Genomic DNA, 17473 nt, shown 5'->3' with positions numbered 1-17473 from the left:
AAATTAAATTTCCAAATAACCAAATTCCTTGGAAATCAAATTTGCTGTATTCATCACACTTTGAATTATGATTTCACGATTACTTCCCTGCATATACGATATAGGTCCAACAATATTAAGCGCCGCAATAGTTCTCCCAGTATAAGATCGAATAGGAGCTGCAATTCCATATAGTCCATGCTCATTTTCGTTATCACTAATTGAATAACCTTGCTTACGAATTTTCTGTAACTCTGTTTGGAATTGTTTGACACATGTAATGGTATTGGGTGCTCGTCGTAAAAGCCCTTTTTCTGAAGTATATTCTAAGGGTGATGAATGAAATGAAAGCAGCACTTTCCCTGTGCTTGTACAATATGCAGGTTCTCTTGATCCAACATGTGTTGAAATTTGAACGGACTCCTTCGATGAAACTTTCAATATAAATACAACATCACCACGATCAAACATACCGATATGCACAGTACCGCTAAAATTTCTTACTAGCTCTTCAACAAGCGGAATTGCTCCACTATAAATCTCTTGCTGAAACATGACTTGATTTCCCCACTCTAACAATTTCCAACCTAATCTATATTTTCTTTGCTCATCTTGTATGAGCATTCCTTCTGCACACAACGTACGAACAAGGTGGTGAACTGTACTAGCATTCATCTTTAACTTTTCAGCTATTTCAGAATTTCCTAGTACCGGCTCCTCACTAGTAAAACAATTTAGAATTTTACAAATTTTACTGATAGAAGCGATCAAATCATTTACCTCCCCTATTCCAGTTACAATCCCAAAGTTCTAGATATTATTAAAAATATAAGAAGAATTACATCCTAACAGTAAAATTCTTTTTATCATCTATTGCTCCTTCCTTTTTTAAATATAAATGTAAGCGTAAACATTTTCGTTTAACTTAAGGCTTCTTCAGATGAACTCGATTGCAACGCATTGTTCACAAGTGAAAAAGTTTGTTGTTTTTTATACGCATTATAAAACATTCCCATTTTACGCACCGGATCTCCAGAATAATAACGCTCATATTGTAATAATCGTTGCCCAAAAGCTTCACCGCATAAATCCCACGCTAATTTAAACAAACGAACTCGTTCCTCAGAGGATACGCCTTCACGCCCGATATAATACTTTTGCATATCATCTTGGATCTCGGGGGTCATAAAATCTGCACCTGTTGGTGACATTAATAATCCACCCGCACCAATGGTTTGAATAATCTCAATAGCACGTGGATACATCTTTGGTAATAAACTACGAATGGTATCAAGCGGTAGCCTCGCAGGAATAACTTCTCCATATGAATTTGTTTCATACTCATATTCAGCTACTTGCAGGAGTGCACGTATCGTTTCGACATCTTGCATCAGCTCTGCTAACTGATTTTGTACATTTAAAAACCCATCTACTCCTATCGAATCTGCTACTTTCATAGCTACTTCAGCAGCGAATGATAGTTTTACTAATCCTCTTACTCCAGATTGATGCGCTGGTTGATGACCAATTCCTGTTTTTGGGTACAATTGATTACCAGCTTCTACACTTTGATAAATAAATACTTTATCCCACGGGATAAACACATTATGAAATACTAGTAATGCATCCATTTCCTCAAACCTTGATGCAAGAGGATGATCAAATAAAGAACGTTTTCCATCTTGCATCGGCTCACGACATAGAACCCTGAGTCCTGGCGCATCAATCGGAACTGCAAAAGAGATCGCATGACGTTCATCACCTGGTTTAAAACTCGGATATGAATATATAATTACCTCATCCGTAATCGGCGCCAGTGTCGCTAACATTTTAGCACCACTCACGTACATCCCTTCTGCTGTTTCACTTACTACCCCTAAATGCATTGTTTCATCTTCTTGTTGATGGGAAGCCTTACTCCGATCATTTTGTGGATTAATAATTGCATGTGTTAAAAACAAATCATTATCCTTTATATGTTTATAGTAATTTTTTATATTCGCTCCCCATTCTGGATTAAACTTCTCAAAAAACCACGAATTACTTGCCATCGAGGTAACCGTTACATTTAAAAAATCAGGTGTTCTGCCCATTAAACCAAAAGTAGCTTTTGCCCATACTTCAAATAATTCACGGCGTGCCTTTAAGTCCTCATAATTTTTAGGAACTAAAAATGCATTTGATACTCTTTCCCCTGTCTCTTCGCATATATGAGTAATTTTATCTTGATATTCTGGATGGTGCTGCATATCATATAAGTTCGCAATTTGTAAAATCGGTTCACGAAAAACATCTTCATTTACTACATCCGTTACTTTTCTCCCGCCAATCCAAATTTCAGGATTTCTTTTTCGCAATCCTTCAATATACTGTTCCCCTGTTCTAATGCCCATTCTTTCCCCTCCAATTTCCCATAATAATATAATAAAAAGTTTAGAAACTTCATTAGATGACTGAATTTTCAATTATTATATCAATTTTATTTCTTACAAATTCTCTTTGATTTCATATTATGAAATTTTTAAATTTTTTTAGTAAATATGCAAAAGAACGCTTTTCCGTCCCACACACATGTAATCTATAAAACCATGCTAAAAAATAAAAAGAGAAACGGCTTCCCATTTCTCTTTCCACTCTTATTGTTCGTTTGGTGTATCTGAAGAAGGTAATCTCTTCGCCTGTTTTTCTTTAAAAATTTCACCAATTGCCCCAAGAGTACCAAGTGTTTCAATTGCATTAGACGGAATAAAGACTTTATTTGCTGGCCCTTTCGCAACTTCAGCTAATGATTCAAATGATTTGTAAGCAAGTATACGCTCATCTAAATTTGCTTCACGAAGTAATTCAATTCGATTTTGTTCTGCTTTCGCAATTTCCTCAATCGCTCTTGCTTCCCCTTGTGCTTCTAATTCTTTTGCTTCTTTAATACCTTCAGCTTCTCGAATACGTGCTTCTTTATCCCCTTCAGCCATTAAGATTTTACTTTGCTTCTCCCCTTCAGCACGAAGGACTTTATCTTGTTTTGCAGCTTCAGCTTCTAAAATGATCGCACGTTTATTACGCTCTGCTTTCATTTGTTTTTCCATTGATGCTTGCACATCTTTCGGCGGATTAATATCGACAACTTCAACACGTTCAATGCGAACGCCCCATTTTTCTGTAGCTTCATCAAGTGCTAAGCGAATTTCTGTTGAAATTTTTTCACGACCAGATAACGTTTCATCCAGTTCCATTTTACCAATGATTTGACGCATCGTTGCTGAAGTAATGTTACGTACACCGTATTCATAGTTCGAAATACCATATGTCGCAAGTTCCGGTTCAACGACTTGATAGAAAATAATTGTATCAATTTCCACTTGTACATTATCTTTCGTAATTACCTTCTGCGGTGGTACATTTGTTTGTTGAATACGCAAGTCGTGATATACGCGAACGCGATCCACAATCGGAATTAATAAATTTAATCCCGGCTGCATAACACGCTGAAACTTACCAAATCTTTCAACGACTCCAACTTTTTGCTGTGGAATAATTTTGATTGTTAATGCGATAAATGTAACAACAATTAATGCGAAAATAATCGTTAACGTTAATGCTACCATATTTATTCACTCTCCTTTTTTACTTGTAATATAGTACTATGCCTCTTTATAACAATAACTTTTTCTCCGGCATCAATTGGATCATCTGCAATAGCTGTCCAAGTATCTCCATCCACTTTCACAATGCCGTTCGCTTCATTTGTAATCGCTTGCATAACAATCCCTTTTTTACCTGCAAGCATATCTACTGTATCAGTAAAACCTTTTGCTTCCCGAAAGTTTTTTGATATTCTTTTTGTAAAGAAAGTCAATGTTAAACTTACAATCGCGCCAGCAACAACTTGTAACAGTAGTGCTTCAGGAACAAACAAAGCAATAAGACCTCCGACAACAGCTCCAATTCCAAGCCAAAGCATGTAAAATGTAATCGACAGCATTTCCGCAATAAATAAAATACCAGCTATTATAAACCAAATTACCCAAGCAGCCATATGCAACCCTCACTTTCTTTCTCATTTTCTATATGTATATGAAGAAAAGAATGGTTTATCCGCCCTTTCTCATACGTGGGCGCTTACTACGAGCTATTGTACATATTCACTGTTATAATGAGTATTATTAAAATACTATATTAATATATTCTTCATTATACATGAATTTCCCTTTCAAAAAGTGACAAAAAATTTAATTCTTTCAAAATTTATTTTTTAAATTATAATTATTATAACTACTGTCATATTTTCCCCAGAAAGGGTGTGTACTTATTGCAAAAACGCTCATTGACTTACTATTTAGGATCGAAAATATGCATTACTCTCGCTGACATCGTATACGTAATGATTATTACAACTCATATGTATATCACAACGAAATCAGCTACATTAACTGCTCTTTTTCCATTATTACAAGTTATAACTAATCTTATAGCAAATACATCTGCACCACTTATAATGAATCGTTTTCCATCTTATTCATTACTTTTTACACTGCAGTGGATAAAAACTGCTCTATTATTTTTATTAATGATATTATTCCCGATCCTTTCCACAAACATTGTAGTACTATTCATTTTCATTTTTTTCATTTCATTATGTAGTGGCTGGAGCGCTCCATTACTATACGGTATTCTTCCGCGCCTTACACCGAAAGAAAAATTAGTAAAAGTAAATAGCATTTTTTCCTTTTCCACACAAATTGCGCAAGCCGCTGCTTATTCATTTACAAGTGTTATTGTGCTTCTTATCGGTGCTTCTTCTACACTCATGATGAATAATATTTTGATGATTTTCGGATGTGTTGCACTACACTTTTCATTACGTTCCATACATACTGAACGAGTAATAGAGCCTTCTTCTTCAAAAGGTGATACTTTATTGGAAGGTTGGAAGCTCTTATTTCAAAACCCTTCTCTCCGTACTGTTACATGTATGGACTTAATTGAAACTTTTGCAGGGACGATATGGATGGGTGCTATTACGATGGCTTATGTAACAACTGTCCTTCATAAAGGAGAAGAATGGTGGGGATTTATTAATACAAGTTATTATGTTGGGACGTTAATTGGCGGTCTATTAGCGTGGAAAATGAGTACATACATTCAAAACAATTTAATACGCTCTATGGCGGTAGGCTCTCTTCTGTTTAGTATTCTTACATTTTTATATGGTATGACAAGTAGCGGCTTTATTGCGCTTTTTCTGTGCGTTCTAATGGGACCATGTTATCAAATTAGAGATATTTCTCAAACAACTGTTTTACAATCCAGCGTCGCTCCATCTTTATTATCAAAGATGTATACAGCTCACGGCGCTCTTCTCTCAACAGCTTCTGGCCTTTCTATGCTGAGTGTTGGCATTATTACCGATTTGTTCGGTGTTCGTACGATCTATATTCTCTCTTCAATCCTTATATTGTGCTCTGCTTGTTTATCATTTAACTTATTAAAATATGATAAGACAAAGCAAAAAAACATGTCACTTTAATGAACAAAATAAATAGGACAGGATTTCCTGCCCTATTTATTTTATTTATGATAAGTTAGGAGATTTCCGATGCTTTGTCGCTTGTTCAAAAGCGTATGCGAGTTTAATTAAAGTCCCCTCACGAAAAGCAGTGCTTGCAAGCGTAATTCCAAATGGTCTCCCGTTATCCATATATCCCGCAGGTATTGCTATAGACGGATAACCTGCTTTCGCACATATAGTGGAGCCTATATAAGAAGGGAACAGAATCGCATCAAGATTATATTTTTTCAGTGCAAAATCAATGCCTTGTTCTTGTGAAAAATATATATCTTCTAATCTTGCATTTAAATATTGTGGATTTCTTAACGTATTAGGAAAATCTTTTCTTCTTTCTAACTTAGTTTGTCCATATCTCAGAGCTCTTTCTGCTATGTTTTCATTAAACTCCATTAACTCTGAAATAGAATGGACTGGTATAGTAGAAGGCAATTTCGAAAGATAGTTATCTAAACTATGCTTTAATTCATAGAGCGATACACCCCAGCTCCATTCTCTATGAAAAGACGGAATATTAATATCCTCTACTACTGTCGCACCCTTACTACGTAATACTTCAATTGTTTCCTTAAACAAATTCTCATCATACTCACCAGATTTATAATAATCTTTTGGTGCGTTGTTATATACACCAATCTTTGTTCCATTTAAACCGTTAACATCCAAATACTTTGTATAATCATGTTCTGCTATCCCTTCACTTTTACGAGTAGCTACATCTTTCTCATCTATCCCTGTTAAACTCCCTAGCAAAATAGCGGCATCTGTTACTGTTCTAGCAAATGGCCCCGCTGTATCTTGCGAATACGTAAACGGAATAATGCCTCTACGACTAATTAAACCAACAGTCGGTTTAATACCGACTACAGAGTTTTGAACAGCTGGACTCAAAATAGAACCATCCGTTTCTGTTCCAACCGATATTACTGTAAAGTTAGCAGCAACTGCTATGGCAGATCCTGTACTTGAGCCACCAACAAACATATCATCCTCACCCGTACCGTAAGGGTTTATTGTTTGCCCACCTCTCGCACTATATCCAGCCCACATTTCAAATGACATTGCATTTGCTAATTCTGTCATATTTGTTTTCCCTATTATCACTGCTCCTGCTTCTCGCAGCTTCGTAACGAGAAATGCATCTTCACTACTTATATTTTGTTCTAACGCAATCGTACCTGCACTTGTATGCATAGAGTCATTCGTTTCAATATTATCCTTAAGTAAAACCGGTATACCATGTAATGGACCTCTTATACCTTTAATCTTTCTTTCATAATCTAACGCTTCAGCAATAAAGATGGCATCTGGATTGATTTCTAAAATAGAATTAATTTCCGGTCCATCTTGATCATACTTTGCGATTCTATGAAGGTAATACATAACTAGTTCTTTTGAAGTTAACTTTCCATCTTCCATCGCTCTTTGTATATCATGAATTGTTAATTCTTTTTGTAGTAGTGTATTGAACTGAATCTCCATTTTCATTCTCCTTCTATAAACCTTTATTGATAGCATGTCTCTATTACTTTTTCATTTTCTCCGCTCCTCACATATACAACTACAATCCCTCTATAAGAATTCAACTTACCGATGTAAAAACCTTTTATTTCCTGAAAAATAAAAAAAGTCTGAAACGAATTAACTTCCGCTTCAGACTCTTTTATTATTTTACATATACCTCATCTAACAAATGTAAAAACTCACCTTGTTTCCCCGCTAATTCAGGGCATTTTGCAATATCAATCCATTCGTAGCAAAATACTAGGCCTTCATCTTCCTCACCGGCACTTACAATATGTTCCCAACGATCTTTTACATCTGTTAGTAATGTTACGTGGAAGAAATGGCGTTTTTCATATTCCTTTTTTTCTCTCACATGTATGATATAATCAGCTAGGAATCGTTCTATGCATAAATGACGTAACCCAGACTCTTCTTGTACTTCACGTAAAATCGCTGCTTCTAGCGTTTCCCCTTCGTCAACTGTTCCCCCTGGCACTTGTATACCAGCTTCAGGTATATCACGATGTTTAAAAACAAGCAGTTGCATAACTCCTTCTTTTTCTCTTGTCACATATGCGTGTACTTTTTTCTTATATAACACCGTCATAATCCTTCTCTCCCCTCAATTGTTCACTGCGCTACTTCTTCAAGTGTCAGTTGATTTTCATATAAATATGTAGCTTGTGGATTTCCCACATACCTCACGTGCCATGGTTCAAATCGATAGCCCGTAATCGATTCTTTCTCTTTTGTATATCGAATGACAAAACCAAATTTATGGGCATTTTCAGAAAGCCACTGCCCTTCTTTCGTTTCACCAAAAATTGTCTCTAACTGAAACTTAGCAGATTGTGATGTGATATCCATAGCTAGTCCAGTTTGATGTTCACTCGTTCCAGGAACTGCACTCGACATCGCTGTTTTTGCTTCTCCATCTTGTTTTTTATACATTGTATTTAACGCTTTTTGCCGATCAAAAGATCTAAATCCAGAGACTGCAAATAAGAAAACACGCTCCTTATCCGCTTGCTGAAACATTTCCTCAAGCGCACCGGCCGCCTCTTTTCTCATTTTTTTCTTTTCTTGATCACCTTCACTAGAGTAGCGCACTTTCGGAATAACTAAATCTGGCGGTCTATACCCATCTGGTAAACGCCTACTTTTATTCACAAGCACAAGCATTGAATTCGGATTACTAATTACCGCAATATCTCCATCCATATTCGCAATCGTTTCTTTCGCTTTCGGAAATATGTTATTTACATTCACCTCGCGCGCTTGCTTATCCTTATACATTTTATAATTGATTCCCGCTACTCCAACAATGAGTATCGCCGCTACGATACCAAGTAGTATCCATCTTTTTTTCATATAACGACCTCTTATTTTAATAATTTGGCCATTTCATACTCATCGATGTTCTCTCCATCGATAATAAGAGCAGCTCTTTTGACACCTTCCTTCTCAAATCCAGTTTTTTTATATAGTGCCTGAGCTCTTGTATTGTGGGCCATTACCGTTAATTCTAAACGCCATACATCATGTAATCTTGCCCACTTCTCGACCTCTTTAAACAATCTAGTCCCAATACCTTGCCCACTATACTCTTGCAAAATCCCAATTACAATACTTGCTACATGTCTCTTTCTTTGAATATGATTTCCATTCACTAAAATAAACCCTACTATTCTCTCTTCTTCAACTGCTACCAATATTGTTGCATATTTATTTTCTACAAAGCGCTGAATCATTTGCTCTTGTTGCTCGGCTGTGAATTTCCTTTCTCCTGGTTCATACAACATAAATTTTGTTTCTTCATCTAATTGCTTACTTAATTGCAAAAATGATGCTGCATCTTCTACTTTGATTTCCCTAATCACTTCAATCACCCTACCAATTTCATAATAAAAAGCTTTCCTTGTAAAAAGATTTTCTCTACTTTCCCGAAAATCCCTTTGTAAATCTCCCAGTATAATTTGACAAATTTCGATATTACTATAACATCGACAAATTATGTCTATTCTGTGACGCATCATTAATTACAAAAAAACGCAAGCATTACACTCACGTTTTTTCAGACTCTCGCATTCATTTCTGTTTCACTTTATCCATTCACTTTTTCTGCTTGCCAGAAATATTCACCAAACGCTTTAGCTAGCGCATCAATCGATCGATTTAGTTCTTCCTCTGTATTATCTACGCCACCAACTTCAATTAATATCGCTTGTCCTGACAAATCTTGATTGTAGACACCATTTCCTGTTTGAAATCCTTTTTGAATGACACCACGACTAACGCCTGGATATTTTTTACTAATCGTCTCATGTAAAGCCGTTGCTAATTGCAAGTTTTTTTCATAGTTTTTGTTACCTTTCCCTACTACAAACGCAAGCTTCGCATATGATTTATCACCGATTATTTTTGTCGTGACATTTTTCCGAGCACTATCACGATGTAAATCAAAGAAGTATTGTAATTCTTTATTGCCGGCCATTGCTTCTTGTACAATTTCCCGTGACATTTTATAAGAACTATTACTATTTAACCCTTTACTAATCAACTTTTGACCAACATCAGTCTTGTCGTTAGTTGCTCCGATTCCTTCATTTGCTAATTGTTCACGAAATCGGTCGCCGACTATTGAAATATTCGTTACGGAACTTGTGGCTTTATTCGGATTTGGATCATTTGTTAAATTCAATAATGGCAAATAAGATTCCCAGCTATGCGAATGATAAATAAATGCAACTTGTCGTTTTCCTGTCGTTTGAGCTGGTTGCTTTTTCTCTTTATTCGTATCCGGCTTTTGAGCCTGTCCACCTTCTCCAGTCCGTTCTTTTACTACTTCTTCAAGTGGAACGCTCGACTCTATAGGCAAGTTAGAATAATTTGTTCCTTCCCCCGCAATAACAATTTCTGTATCGTACTTACCGAAACCAGGTAGCTCTTTGCCGACAAAACTGCGTACATCGTTAAAACGAATATTCGTAGCCATAGAAAAGAGAAACGAAGATATTGAAAAATCTTGATTTAAATTTCGATATTCCTGTGTAAAATAATGATTCTCTTTCCCAAGAACGTACATGTAACCATTCATTGATAACTCATTTAACCAATTATATAAATACGTTGACTTCGTCTCTTTCATAGAGGTTACCATCATACTAATAAGAAAAAAAGTCGCTAGTACTGTAGCAATAATAAATAATACTAACTTACGTACACTCGTGAATTTCACATAAAAAAAGCCTCGATTCATACTATCACCTCTCTATTTCAAGTTATGTACAAGCTCTAGAGAATAGACCGTCTAAATTCAGGCTATATTGTTAATGAGGTGAAATGAATTGAAACTACTAATAGGAACACTACCCGTTGTACTATCATTTATTTTTTATTGGCTTGCTAAGCATCCTACCATCCGTGTTGCGTTACATATTTCAGCATATCTAGCACTTTATGTACTCGGTACAATCATTTCTATTCATACATATGATGTTTTAATACAAGACTTAGTTTTTATGACAAGTATTCATGGGATTTTACTAAATCCATTTTTTCTTATATCAGGAGCGTATATAGGGATATACACTTTGTACCTACTTTTGTCCTACATTATTACAAATATAGAAAATGGAGCGTAATGAAATGCAACCACCGTTCATCTGTCATACATGCCAAAAAAGAATTACGCGAAAGAAAGATCTTATTACTACCACATGGTACTTCCGCTTTTATGTATTTCATAGTGATTGTTTTAAACGACAGCAAGTTTTTATCTCACGATTTATCCCTGTGAATACACTTATTAATTTCTTTCTTATTATATATGGGCTGATTGTTGGTAGCATTCTTATGACTGCAGAGCCATCTATCATTTGGCTTGTTTTCTTACTTCCAATTTTATATCGGTTTCTTTCCTATTATTATGTTGAACGCTTTTTCTCTAAATGAAAGTTAGACTTTCCTCTAGGAATACTTAAACATTCCCACTCATTTTCTTTTAACATTTTACCGATGTAAATCATTTGTCCAATATGCAAAGCATAATGAGAAATTTGTCTTTCAATTGCTTGCATGACAGTATGTGCTTCACCGCGAATATATACCGTCTGCAATAAATGTTCTGGCGTTAGCGCATTCATCGTTTTAAAAACATATTCCCAACCTTCATTCCATGCTGCGAGTACCTCTTTCTTAGAAGAATAACCACCTTCAAATTCAGCATCTCGGTTACGATCTATTTTTTCACCGTCAGATGTTAAAAAATCCGTCCATCTAGAACGCATATTACCGTGCAGATGCTTAATTATAATTGCTATGCTATTTGTTGCTTCATGAGAAGACCATTCAATCTGTTCATATGATAATTGTGAAAGCACCCGTTCCCCTTGTTTCTTTGTTGCTTCAAAATTCGAAACGGCACACTGTACGTATTCGCGTCCAATATCCATGTTCCCCCGCCTTTACATTAACTAATTTTTGTTCCATTTGGTAATTCCATATTAGGCTGCAGTAATACAACATCACCCGCTTCAGGTACTCCTCCTAAAACAAGCACTTCTGATTTAAATCCCGCTACACGCTTTGGCGGAAAATTTACAACAGCAACGATTTGCTGACCGATTAAATCTTCTGGGGTATATCTCTTCGTAATTTGAGCACTTGACTGCTTCATTCCAAGCTCTCCAAAATCAATTTCTAGTTTAATCGCTGGAACTCTCGCTTCTTTAAATTCCTCTGCATGTGTTACAGTCCCAATCCGTAAATCCAAAGTTAAAAAATCTTCAAAATTAGCCATTTTATCACTCCTTTCATTTATTACTTAGACAAAACAAAAAAATCCCCTTTAAAAAAAGAAAGGCGCCTAAGCACCTTTCTTTTGTAGTTCACTTGATTCATTTGATTTATAGAAGAAGAAACCGAGGATCCCGCCAATACATGATGGGATTAACCATCCTATTCCTTCTTTATATAATGGTAACATTTGTAGTACGTTAGAAATCGCGTCAATTTTAATCTTCGCACTTTCTAAACCGTTAAAGAAACTAATTAACAACGCACCTAAAATAGCTCCAATATAAATGGTATTACGCTTCCCAATCCATTTATGGAAGTAAGAAAGTACAATTAATACGATTGCAACTGGATAAATGATCATTAATACTGGTAAAGTAACTGCGATTAATTGTGTTAAACCTAGGTTAGATACAATTAAACTAAATACACATACCATTGTTACAATCGTTTTATGCGAAAGTTTTGGGAATAAGTTTGTAAAGAAGCCAGCACAGGCTGATGTTAATCCAACAGAAGTTGTTAAACAAGCAAGTACAATAACAAGTCCTAATAAAATTTTACCACTTGTTCCATATAACTCATTTACAACATTCGTTAAAATAAGTCCACCATTCTCTGATACCCCAAGTGATGTACTTGTTGAACCAAGATAAGCAAGTGATAAATAGATTAACGTTAAACCAAGTACAGCGATAATACCTGATACTACTGTTATTTTTGCAATTTGATTACTCTCTTTTATTCCTTTAGAGCGGATAACTTGTACAACTACAATTCCAAATACAAGCGCACTAATTGCATCCATCGTTAAATATCCTTGAATAAATCCACCAAAGAAAGCATTTTCCTTGTATGCCTCTAGCGGTGCAGCTGGTTCTCCAATCGGATCAACAATTGCCTTTCCGACAATTACAGCAACAATTAATACTAACAACGGTGTAAGAAATTTCCCGAACCAATCCACTAATTTTGATGGATTTAAAGATAAATACCAAGTTATTCCGAAGAAAATTATAGTGAAAAGAAATAGCATGTACCATTCGGAAACTAATGCTTCTGATAAAAATGGCTTCATACCCATTTCAAATGAAACGGCTCCCGTACGCGGAATCGCGAAAAAAGGTCCAATCGCTAAATAACTAATCAATGGGAAAACAAACGCAAATATAGGGTGAACTCTAGAAGATAACGCTTTCAAGTCCCCCTCTACAAACGCGACAGCTGTTACAGCTAATAGAGGTAATCCGACTCCCGTTACAAGGAATCCAATTGTAGCAACCCAAACATTCTCTCCAGCTTGTTGTCCTAAAACTGGTGGGAAAATTAAATTTCCTGCTCCTAAAAATAGTGCAAATAACATTAAACCAATTGCTACCGTATCACCTGGCCTTAAACGTCCCTTCATGCTTTTCATTTGCATAGCACTTTTTCATTGTTTATCTCTATTTTCACAATATGCTATGCATCCTCCTCTCTGTTCAAGCTAATAAAATATGCCCCTTACAAAGCAGTGTCTTTCTCCATATTTTCTCCAGTCCCCTTATTTTTACTCTAATTGTTATTTTTTGATTTTTTTGAATTTTTAAATCATTAGAGTGGTATTGCGTGGAGTATAGTTGTCAGACCTCTTTGTTTTTATCACACATATAGTAACATATTTAGTTGAAAAATAAAAACATATTTTCAAATTGACTTTTTTGAAAATCAAAATTATCTACATTTTTTATTCTTTTGCACAAATATTGTTTCAGACTCACTTATTATCCTATCGTTATTTTCAAATAACTTTATACACGTAACATAACAAAAGCCATCCAACATAATTAGACGGCTTTTGCATATTATTCTATCGTTTCAACTTCACGTGGATTTTTCATCTCTTCCACATAAACCACTCTAAATCCGTGATCTTCTAAATCTTTCAATAACGTCTCTAATTCCCCATCGTTAAACTCTTCTCCTAATGTAAACATAATTCTACGAACTAATAAGGCATCATTATCAAAAGTCATTAAACTTTGGATACCTGTATATTTTTTTAATACTGTCGATAATTTTTGAATAGCCCCATTATAATCTTGTGTCCCAATCATGACAGAATATTTACTAGAATGAACGCCCCAGGCATCTTCTAATAGCTCAAAAACCTTTTTATGCGTTAAAATCCCAAGAAAGGCTCCTTTTTCATCAACTACTGATAAATAAGGTAATTTTTTTATTGTAAAAAATACTTTAAAGAACGAAGAATCTTCTCTGACATATCCTTCTTTATCGTTTAATAATCGTAATACATTTTCTTCCAGAGAACCTTTATATTCTAAAATATCTACTTTATATATATTCCCTAAATATTTCTCTTTTTTTTCATCTAAAACTGGTACACAACGATAACCAGTTTTATTTAAATGCTCTAGCGCTTCCCCTATCGTAATTGAACTTGAGCAAAATAAAACTTCCCTTTTCGGCACATAATTCCCTTTAATCCTCATAAACAGCCTCCTTATGTTAAAATACTTTCTGTGCCATAACTATATTATATTTTCAGAAAAAAATAAATAATTTATTTTATTTTTCTGAAAATTATTCATTTTCTTGTCATAATTTATTCACGTTTCATTCAATTCTATCCACTACAATACTAAACTTCTTTAAGAAAAATATATTGTAACTTACTCCGAAAAAAGCTAAAATAAGAATAAGAATTTTCTGAATATTCAAAGAGTAGGTGGTTACATGTCTTTATTGCGCTCACATATATATAAATTTATCGTTGGTGTTCTCATTATATTTATCATTAGTCCTATTCCAGCTTTATTCATTACACATAAATACTCATACATCACCGGCTTTATAAGCATTTTCCATAACTTCGCACAACTTTCTTCGATGACAATTCCAAAGATTGATTGGATGCACGAATCTATCTTTTTCTCAGCAAATCAGATGGTACATACTGCTAATCAATCAACACCGTTATTCCCTTACATGTGGGAAATATATTTTTTATCGATTGTTCGTTTTACCTTTACTCTTGCAATCGGATTCTTCATCAGCTTAGGGATTGGCCATTTATTTTTTAAAGCACCTCAATCGGTTAAAAAGTTCGCTTCGTTATTAAGATGGATTCCTTATTCTTTATGTACTGTATTATTACAATGCGCAGTCTTATTACTACTCCTATACATCACAAAATTTATAAAGATTCCTTACTACTCATCTTTTATCATCGTTTGTAGTACTTCCATGATTATCGTTATGCAAGCAATAAAAAAATGGATTCCTTTCTTAAGTAATACAAATGAATATGAAATAAAACAAGCTTCTTTCCTTGTAGATACATTGTTTTTAGCGCTTACTTCGAATCATAAATCTATTTTAGGTTCCATTATTCTTTCATTCGTTTTTATGGAATGCGTTTTTCACGCAAGTGGACTATTGCAATTTATCGTTCAATTCGGCGGAAATGCACCTATTATTGTTACAATTAGCTTATTACTTTTGTATATCCCGTATTGTATACTCTCATTCCTTCAAACGCTATGGACGACAAACCACTTTAAACAACAATCATACGCTTTAACGAGAAGTATTCCAAAACCTTAATTTGAAATAACCCTCTAGAATCTGAAAGTAGAGGGTTATTCCTTTTGTATAGCGGACAAAATAACAGCAAATTCAAAAACCATTGCAGAAACATACCAATATTTACCCTTTTTCTTTGACTATTCTTTTCATTTGGATTTATTATAAAAGTATAACATAATTGCAGGAGGTGACATCTTTATTCCAAGCGACGGAATAGAGAATACACTTGGACATATTAAATATTTTTCTCATCATTGTACTTATCCTTATTTCCGGCTTTTTCGTTGCATCAGAATTCGCTGTTGTAAAAGTACGAAAAAGTCGAATTGACCAGCTTGCAAATGAAGGCAATAAACAAGCTTTAGCTGCAAGAAGTGTCATATCTAATTTAGATGTTTATTTATCAGCTTGTCAGCTCGGGATTACAATTACTTCTTTAGGGCTTGGTTGGCTTGGTGAACCGACTGTGGAACATTTACTACGACCGCTCTTTGAAAAGATTAATATTACTGGAACAATGGCAAATACTTTATCCTTTATTATCGCTTTTAGCGTGATTACATTTTTCCATGTTGTATTAGGTGAATTAGTTCCAAAGTCTTTTGCAATTCAAAAAGCAGAGGCAATCACACTTAAGTTTGCACGACCACTTATTTTATTTGATAAAATTATGTACCCGTTCATTTGGTTACTTAATAGTACGGCTATCTTTTTCACAAAACTACTCGGTTTAGAACCTGCGAAAGAAAATGAACTGGCCCATTCTGAAGAGGAACTACGACTCATTTTAGGTGAAAGTTTCAAAAGCGGCGAAATAAATCAAGCCGAATATAAATATGTAAATAATATTTTTGAATTTGATGATCGAGTTGCGAAAGAAATTATGGTCCCTCGTACAGAAATGATTTGCTTATCTACTGAAAATACGTTAGAAGAAAATATGGATATCGTCGCAACTGAAAAGTATACACGCTACCCTATCATCGAAAAAGATAAAGATGATATTATCGGTATGATCAATACGAAAGAAGTATTTCATGATCAAACGAAAGGCATTCATAAGCCACTTGAATCTTACATACATCCAGTACTAACTGTATTTGAAACTGTTCCAATTCGCAAAACGTTAGTTCATCTACAAAAGAATCGCGTTCAGATGGCAATCGTTATGGATGAATATGGTGGTACGGCTGGACTTTTAACAATGGAAGATATTCTCGAAGAAATTATTGGAGAAATTCAAGATGAGTTTGATGCGGATGAATCACCTATGATTGAAAAGCGTACGCCGAAGCTTACTGTTTTAGACGGTAAGGTGCTCATTTCTGAAGTGAATGATATGTTTGGCCTACATATTGATGATAGTGATTTAGATACAATTGGAGGCTGGCTCCTCTCTCAAGCAGTGGACTTAAATATTGAGGCTGGTTATTCCATTGAATTTGCCGGTTTTCAGTTTAAAGCACTAGAACTTGATGGACATCAAGTGAAAAAAATTGCGGTACATAAATTAGACACGAAGAAGGAGCTATAAAGTGACAGTATTATTAACAATCTGTATCATTGCCTGTTTTATTGTTTCATTTCTTGCCTTTATTTACCCTATCATTCCAGGCATCCTCGCTGTCTGGGCTGGATATTTCATTTACCATTTCGGTATAAATGGTGGAGAACTAACAACTTCCTTTTGGATTATTCAAGTCATTTTCACACTATTCATTTTCGTTGCTGATTTTATTGCAAATGGATATTTCTTAAAAAAATATGGAAGTTCTAAATGGGGAGAACGTGTCGGTATGATTTCTATCATTGTCGGATCTTTCTTCTTCCCACCATTCGGTTTAATTATCATACCGTTCTTATCTGTATTTATTACAGAACTCATGCATAAAAAGGCGCCAAAAGACGCCTTTCTAGTAGGAGTTGCTACTGTAGTTGGTTTTTTAAGCAGCACAGTAGCGAAAGCCATTCTCCAAATCATTATGATTATCATATTTGTATGTTATATCGTCTTTTAACCATCCCAATTGCGGGATG

The 17473-nt window shown here is 34.9% G+C and carries 19 protein-coding genes; 6 read left to right on the top strand and 13 right to left on the bottom strand.

The window, feature by feature from the left end; genetic code table 11:
• Positions 1–3: 3 nt before the first annotated feature.
• The 4 genes from RTP99_RS03690 to RTP99_RS03675 form a co-directional block, all read right to left on the bottom strand.
• Positions 4–750, bottom strand: coding sequence for an IclR family transcriptional regulator (locus RTP99_RS03690; RefSeq protein WP_000561978.1), 747 nt, complete (start codon positions 748–750; stop codon positions 4–6).
• Between the two features lie 149 nt (positions 751–899).
• Complete coding sequence (locus RTP99_RS03685; RefSeq protein ID WP_046646903.1) at positions 900–2372, bottom strand: 4-hydroxyphenylacetate 3-hydroxylase family protein; 1473 nt, start codon at positions 2370–2372, stop codon at positions 900–902.
• Positions 2373–2615: 243 nt separating this feature from the next.
• On the bottom strand, positions 2616–3584 hold the full coding sequence (locus tag RTP99_RS03680) for an SPFH domain-containing protein (protein WP_000226264.1): 969 nt from the start codon (positions 3582–3584) through the stop codon (positions 2616–2618).
• Positions 3585–3586: 2 nt separating this feature from the next.
• A complete protein-coding gene (locus RTP99_RS03675) occupies positions 3587–4015 on the bottom strand; it encodes an NfeD family protein (RefSeq protein ID WP_000741991.1) in 429 nt (142 codons plus the stop codon).
• 273 nt (positions 4016–4288) lie between these two features.
• On the opposite strand from RTP99_RS03675, the gene RTP99_RS03670 reads away from it, so the two are divergent.
• Complete coding sequence (locus RTP99_RS03670) at positions 4289–5506, top strand: MFS transporter (protein WP_001172136.1); 1218 nt, start codon at positions 4289–4291, stop codon at positions 5504–5506.
• Positions 5507–5551: 45 nt separating this feature from the next.
• Here the strand turns inward: RTP99_RS03670 and RTP99_RS03665 are convergent, their stop codons facing one another.
• From RTP99_RS03665 to spoIIP, 5 genes are all read right to left on the bottom strand, one after another.
• On the bottom strand, positions 5552–7027 hold the full coding sequence (locus tag RTP99_RS03665; protein ID WP_000405424.1) for an amidase family protein: 1476 nt from the start codon (positions 7025–7027) through the stop codon (positions 5552–5554).
• A gap of 184 nt (positions 7028–7211) precedes the next feature.
• Positions 7212–7658 carry an NUDIX hydrolase gene (locus tag RTP99_RS03660; protein ID WP_000217587.1) on the bottom strand — a complete coding sequence of 149 codons (447 nt, stop codon included), beginning with the start codon at positions 7656–7658 and terminating at the stop codon, positions 7212–7214.
• 23 nt (positions 7659–7681) lie between these two features.
• Positions 7682–8422 carry a M15 family metallopeptidase gene (locus RTP99_RS03655; RefSeq protein WP_000747655.1) on the bottom strand — a complete coding sequence of 247 codons (741 nt, stop codon included), beginning with the start codon at positions 8420–8422 and terminating at the stop codon, positions 7682–7684.
• An 11-nt stretch (positions 8423–8433) separates the two neighbouring features.
• Positions 8434–8931: a GNAT family N-acetyltransferase gene (locus tag RTP99_RS03650; RefSeq protein ID WP_000617585.1), complete on the bottom strand. Its 498-nt coding sequence runs from the start codon at positions 8929–8931 to the stop codon at positions 8434–8436.
• Between the two features lie 224 nt (positions 8932–9155).
• Positions 9156–10310 (bottom strand): stage II sporulation protein SpoIIP, encoded by a 1155-nt coding sequence (spoIIP, locus tag RTP99_RS03645; protein WP_001079296.1) that lies wholly within the window; start codon positions 10308–10310, stop codon positions 9156–9158.
• An 88-nt stretch (positions 10311–10398) separates the two neighbouring features.
• Between spoIIP and RTP99_RS03640 the strand changes: the two genes are divergently transcribed.
• Both RTP99_RS03640 and RTP99_RS03635 read left to right on the top strand, forming a co-directional pair.
• A complete protein-coding gene (locus RTP99_RS03640) occupies positions 10399–10695 on the top strand; it encodes a hypothetical protein (protein WP_000770752.1) in 297 nt (98 codons plus the stop codon).
• A gap of 4 nt (positions 10696–10699) precedes the next feature.
• Positions 10700–11005 carry a hypothetical protein gene (locus tag RTP99_RS03635; RefSeq protein ID WP_011040252.1) on the top strand — a complete coding sequence of 102 codons (306 nt, stop codon included), beginning with the start codon at positions 10700–10702 and terminating at the stop codon, positions 11003–11005.
• Here the strand turns inward: RTP99_RS03635 and RTP99_RS03630 are convergent.
• From RTP99_RS03630 to cbpA, 4 genes are all read right to left on the bottom strand, one after another.
• Positions 10978–11505 carry a DUF1572 domain-containing protein gene (locus tag RTP99_RS03630; RefSeq protein WP_000351113.1) on the bottom strand — a complete coding sequence of 176 codons (528 nt, stop codon included), beginning with the start codon at positions 11503–11505 and terminating at the stop codon, positions 10978–10980. The two genes, RTP99_RS03635 and RTP99_RS03630, sit on opposite strands and share 28 nt — an antisense overlap.
• A gap of 17 nt (positions 11506–11522) precedes the next feature.
• The gene (gene csaA, locus RTP99_RS03625; RefSeq protein ID WP_001263035.1) at positions 11523–11852 is read right to left on the bottom strand and encodes a chaperone CsaA; all 330 of its coding nucleotides are present in this window, start codon (positions 11850–11852) and stop codon (positions 11523–11525) included.
• A gap of 66 nt (positions 11853–11918) precedes the next feature.
• Entirely contained in the window at positions 11919–13256 is a 1338-nt protein-coding gene (gene brnQ4, locus RTP99_RS03620) for a branched-chain amino acid transport system II carrier protein BrnQ4 (protein ID WP_073569329.1), read from the bottom strand.
• Between the two features lie 436 nt (positions 13257–13692).
• Complete coding sequence (gene cbpA, locus RTP99_RS03615; RefSeq protein ID WP_001220507.1) at positions 13693–14340, bottom strand: cyclic di-AMP binding protein CbpA; 648 nt, start codon at positions 14338–14340, stop codon at positions 13693–13695.
• A 244-nt stretch (positions 14341–14584) separates the two neighbouring features.
• Between cbpA and RTP99_RS03610 the strand changes: the two genes are divergently transcribed.
• From RTP99_RS03610 to RTP99_RS03600, 3 genes are all read left to right on the top strand, one after another.
• The gene (locus tag RTP99_RS03610) at positions 14585–15454 is read left to right on the top strand and encodes a hypothetical protein (RefSeq protein ID WP_000055297.1); all 870 of its coding nucleotides are present in this window, start codon (positions 14585–14587) and stop codon (positions 15452–15454) included.
• A gap of 208 nt (positions 15455–15662) precedes the next feature.
• Positions 15663–16970 carry a hemolysin family protein gene (locus RTP99_RS03605; protein WP_000353746.1) on the top strand — a complete coding sequence of 436 codons (1308 nt, stop codon included), beginning with the start codon at positions 15663–15665 and terminating at the stop codon, positions 16968–16970.
• Between the two features lies 1 nt (position 16971).
• Complete coding sequence (locus tag RTP99_RS03600; RefSeq protein ID WP_000217327.1) at positions 16972–17454, top strand: DUF456 domain-containing protein; 483 nt, start codon at positions 16972–16974, stop codon at positions 17452–17454.
• Positions 17455–17473: the final 19 nt, after the last annotated feature.

Origin of the sequence: Bacillus sp. (in: firmicutes) (genome assembly GCF_031983925.1) — a bacterium.
Lineage (GTDB): Bacteria > Bacillota > Bacilli > Bacillales > Bacillaceae_G > Bacillus_A > Bacillus_A pacificus.
This window is presented reverse-complemented; position numbering and strand designations above follow the sequence as displayed.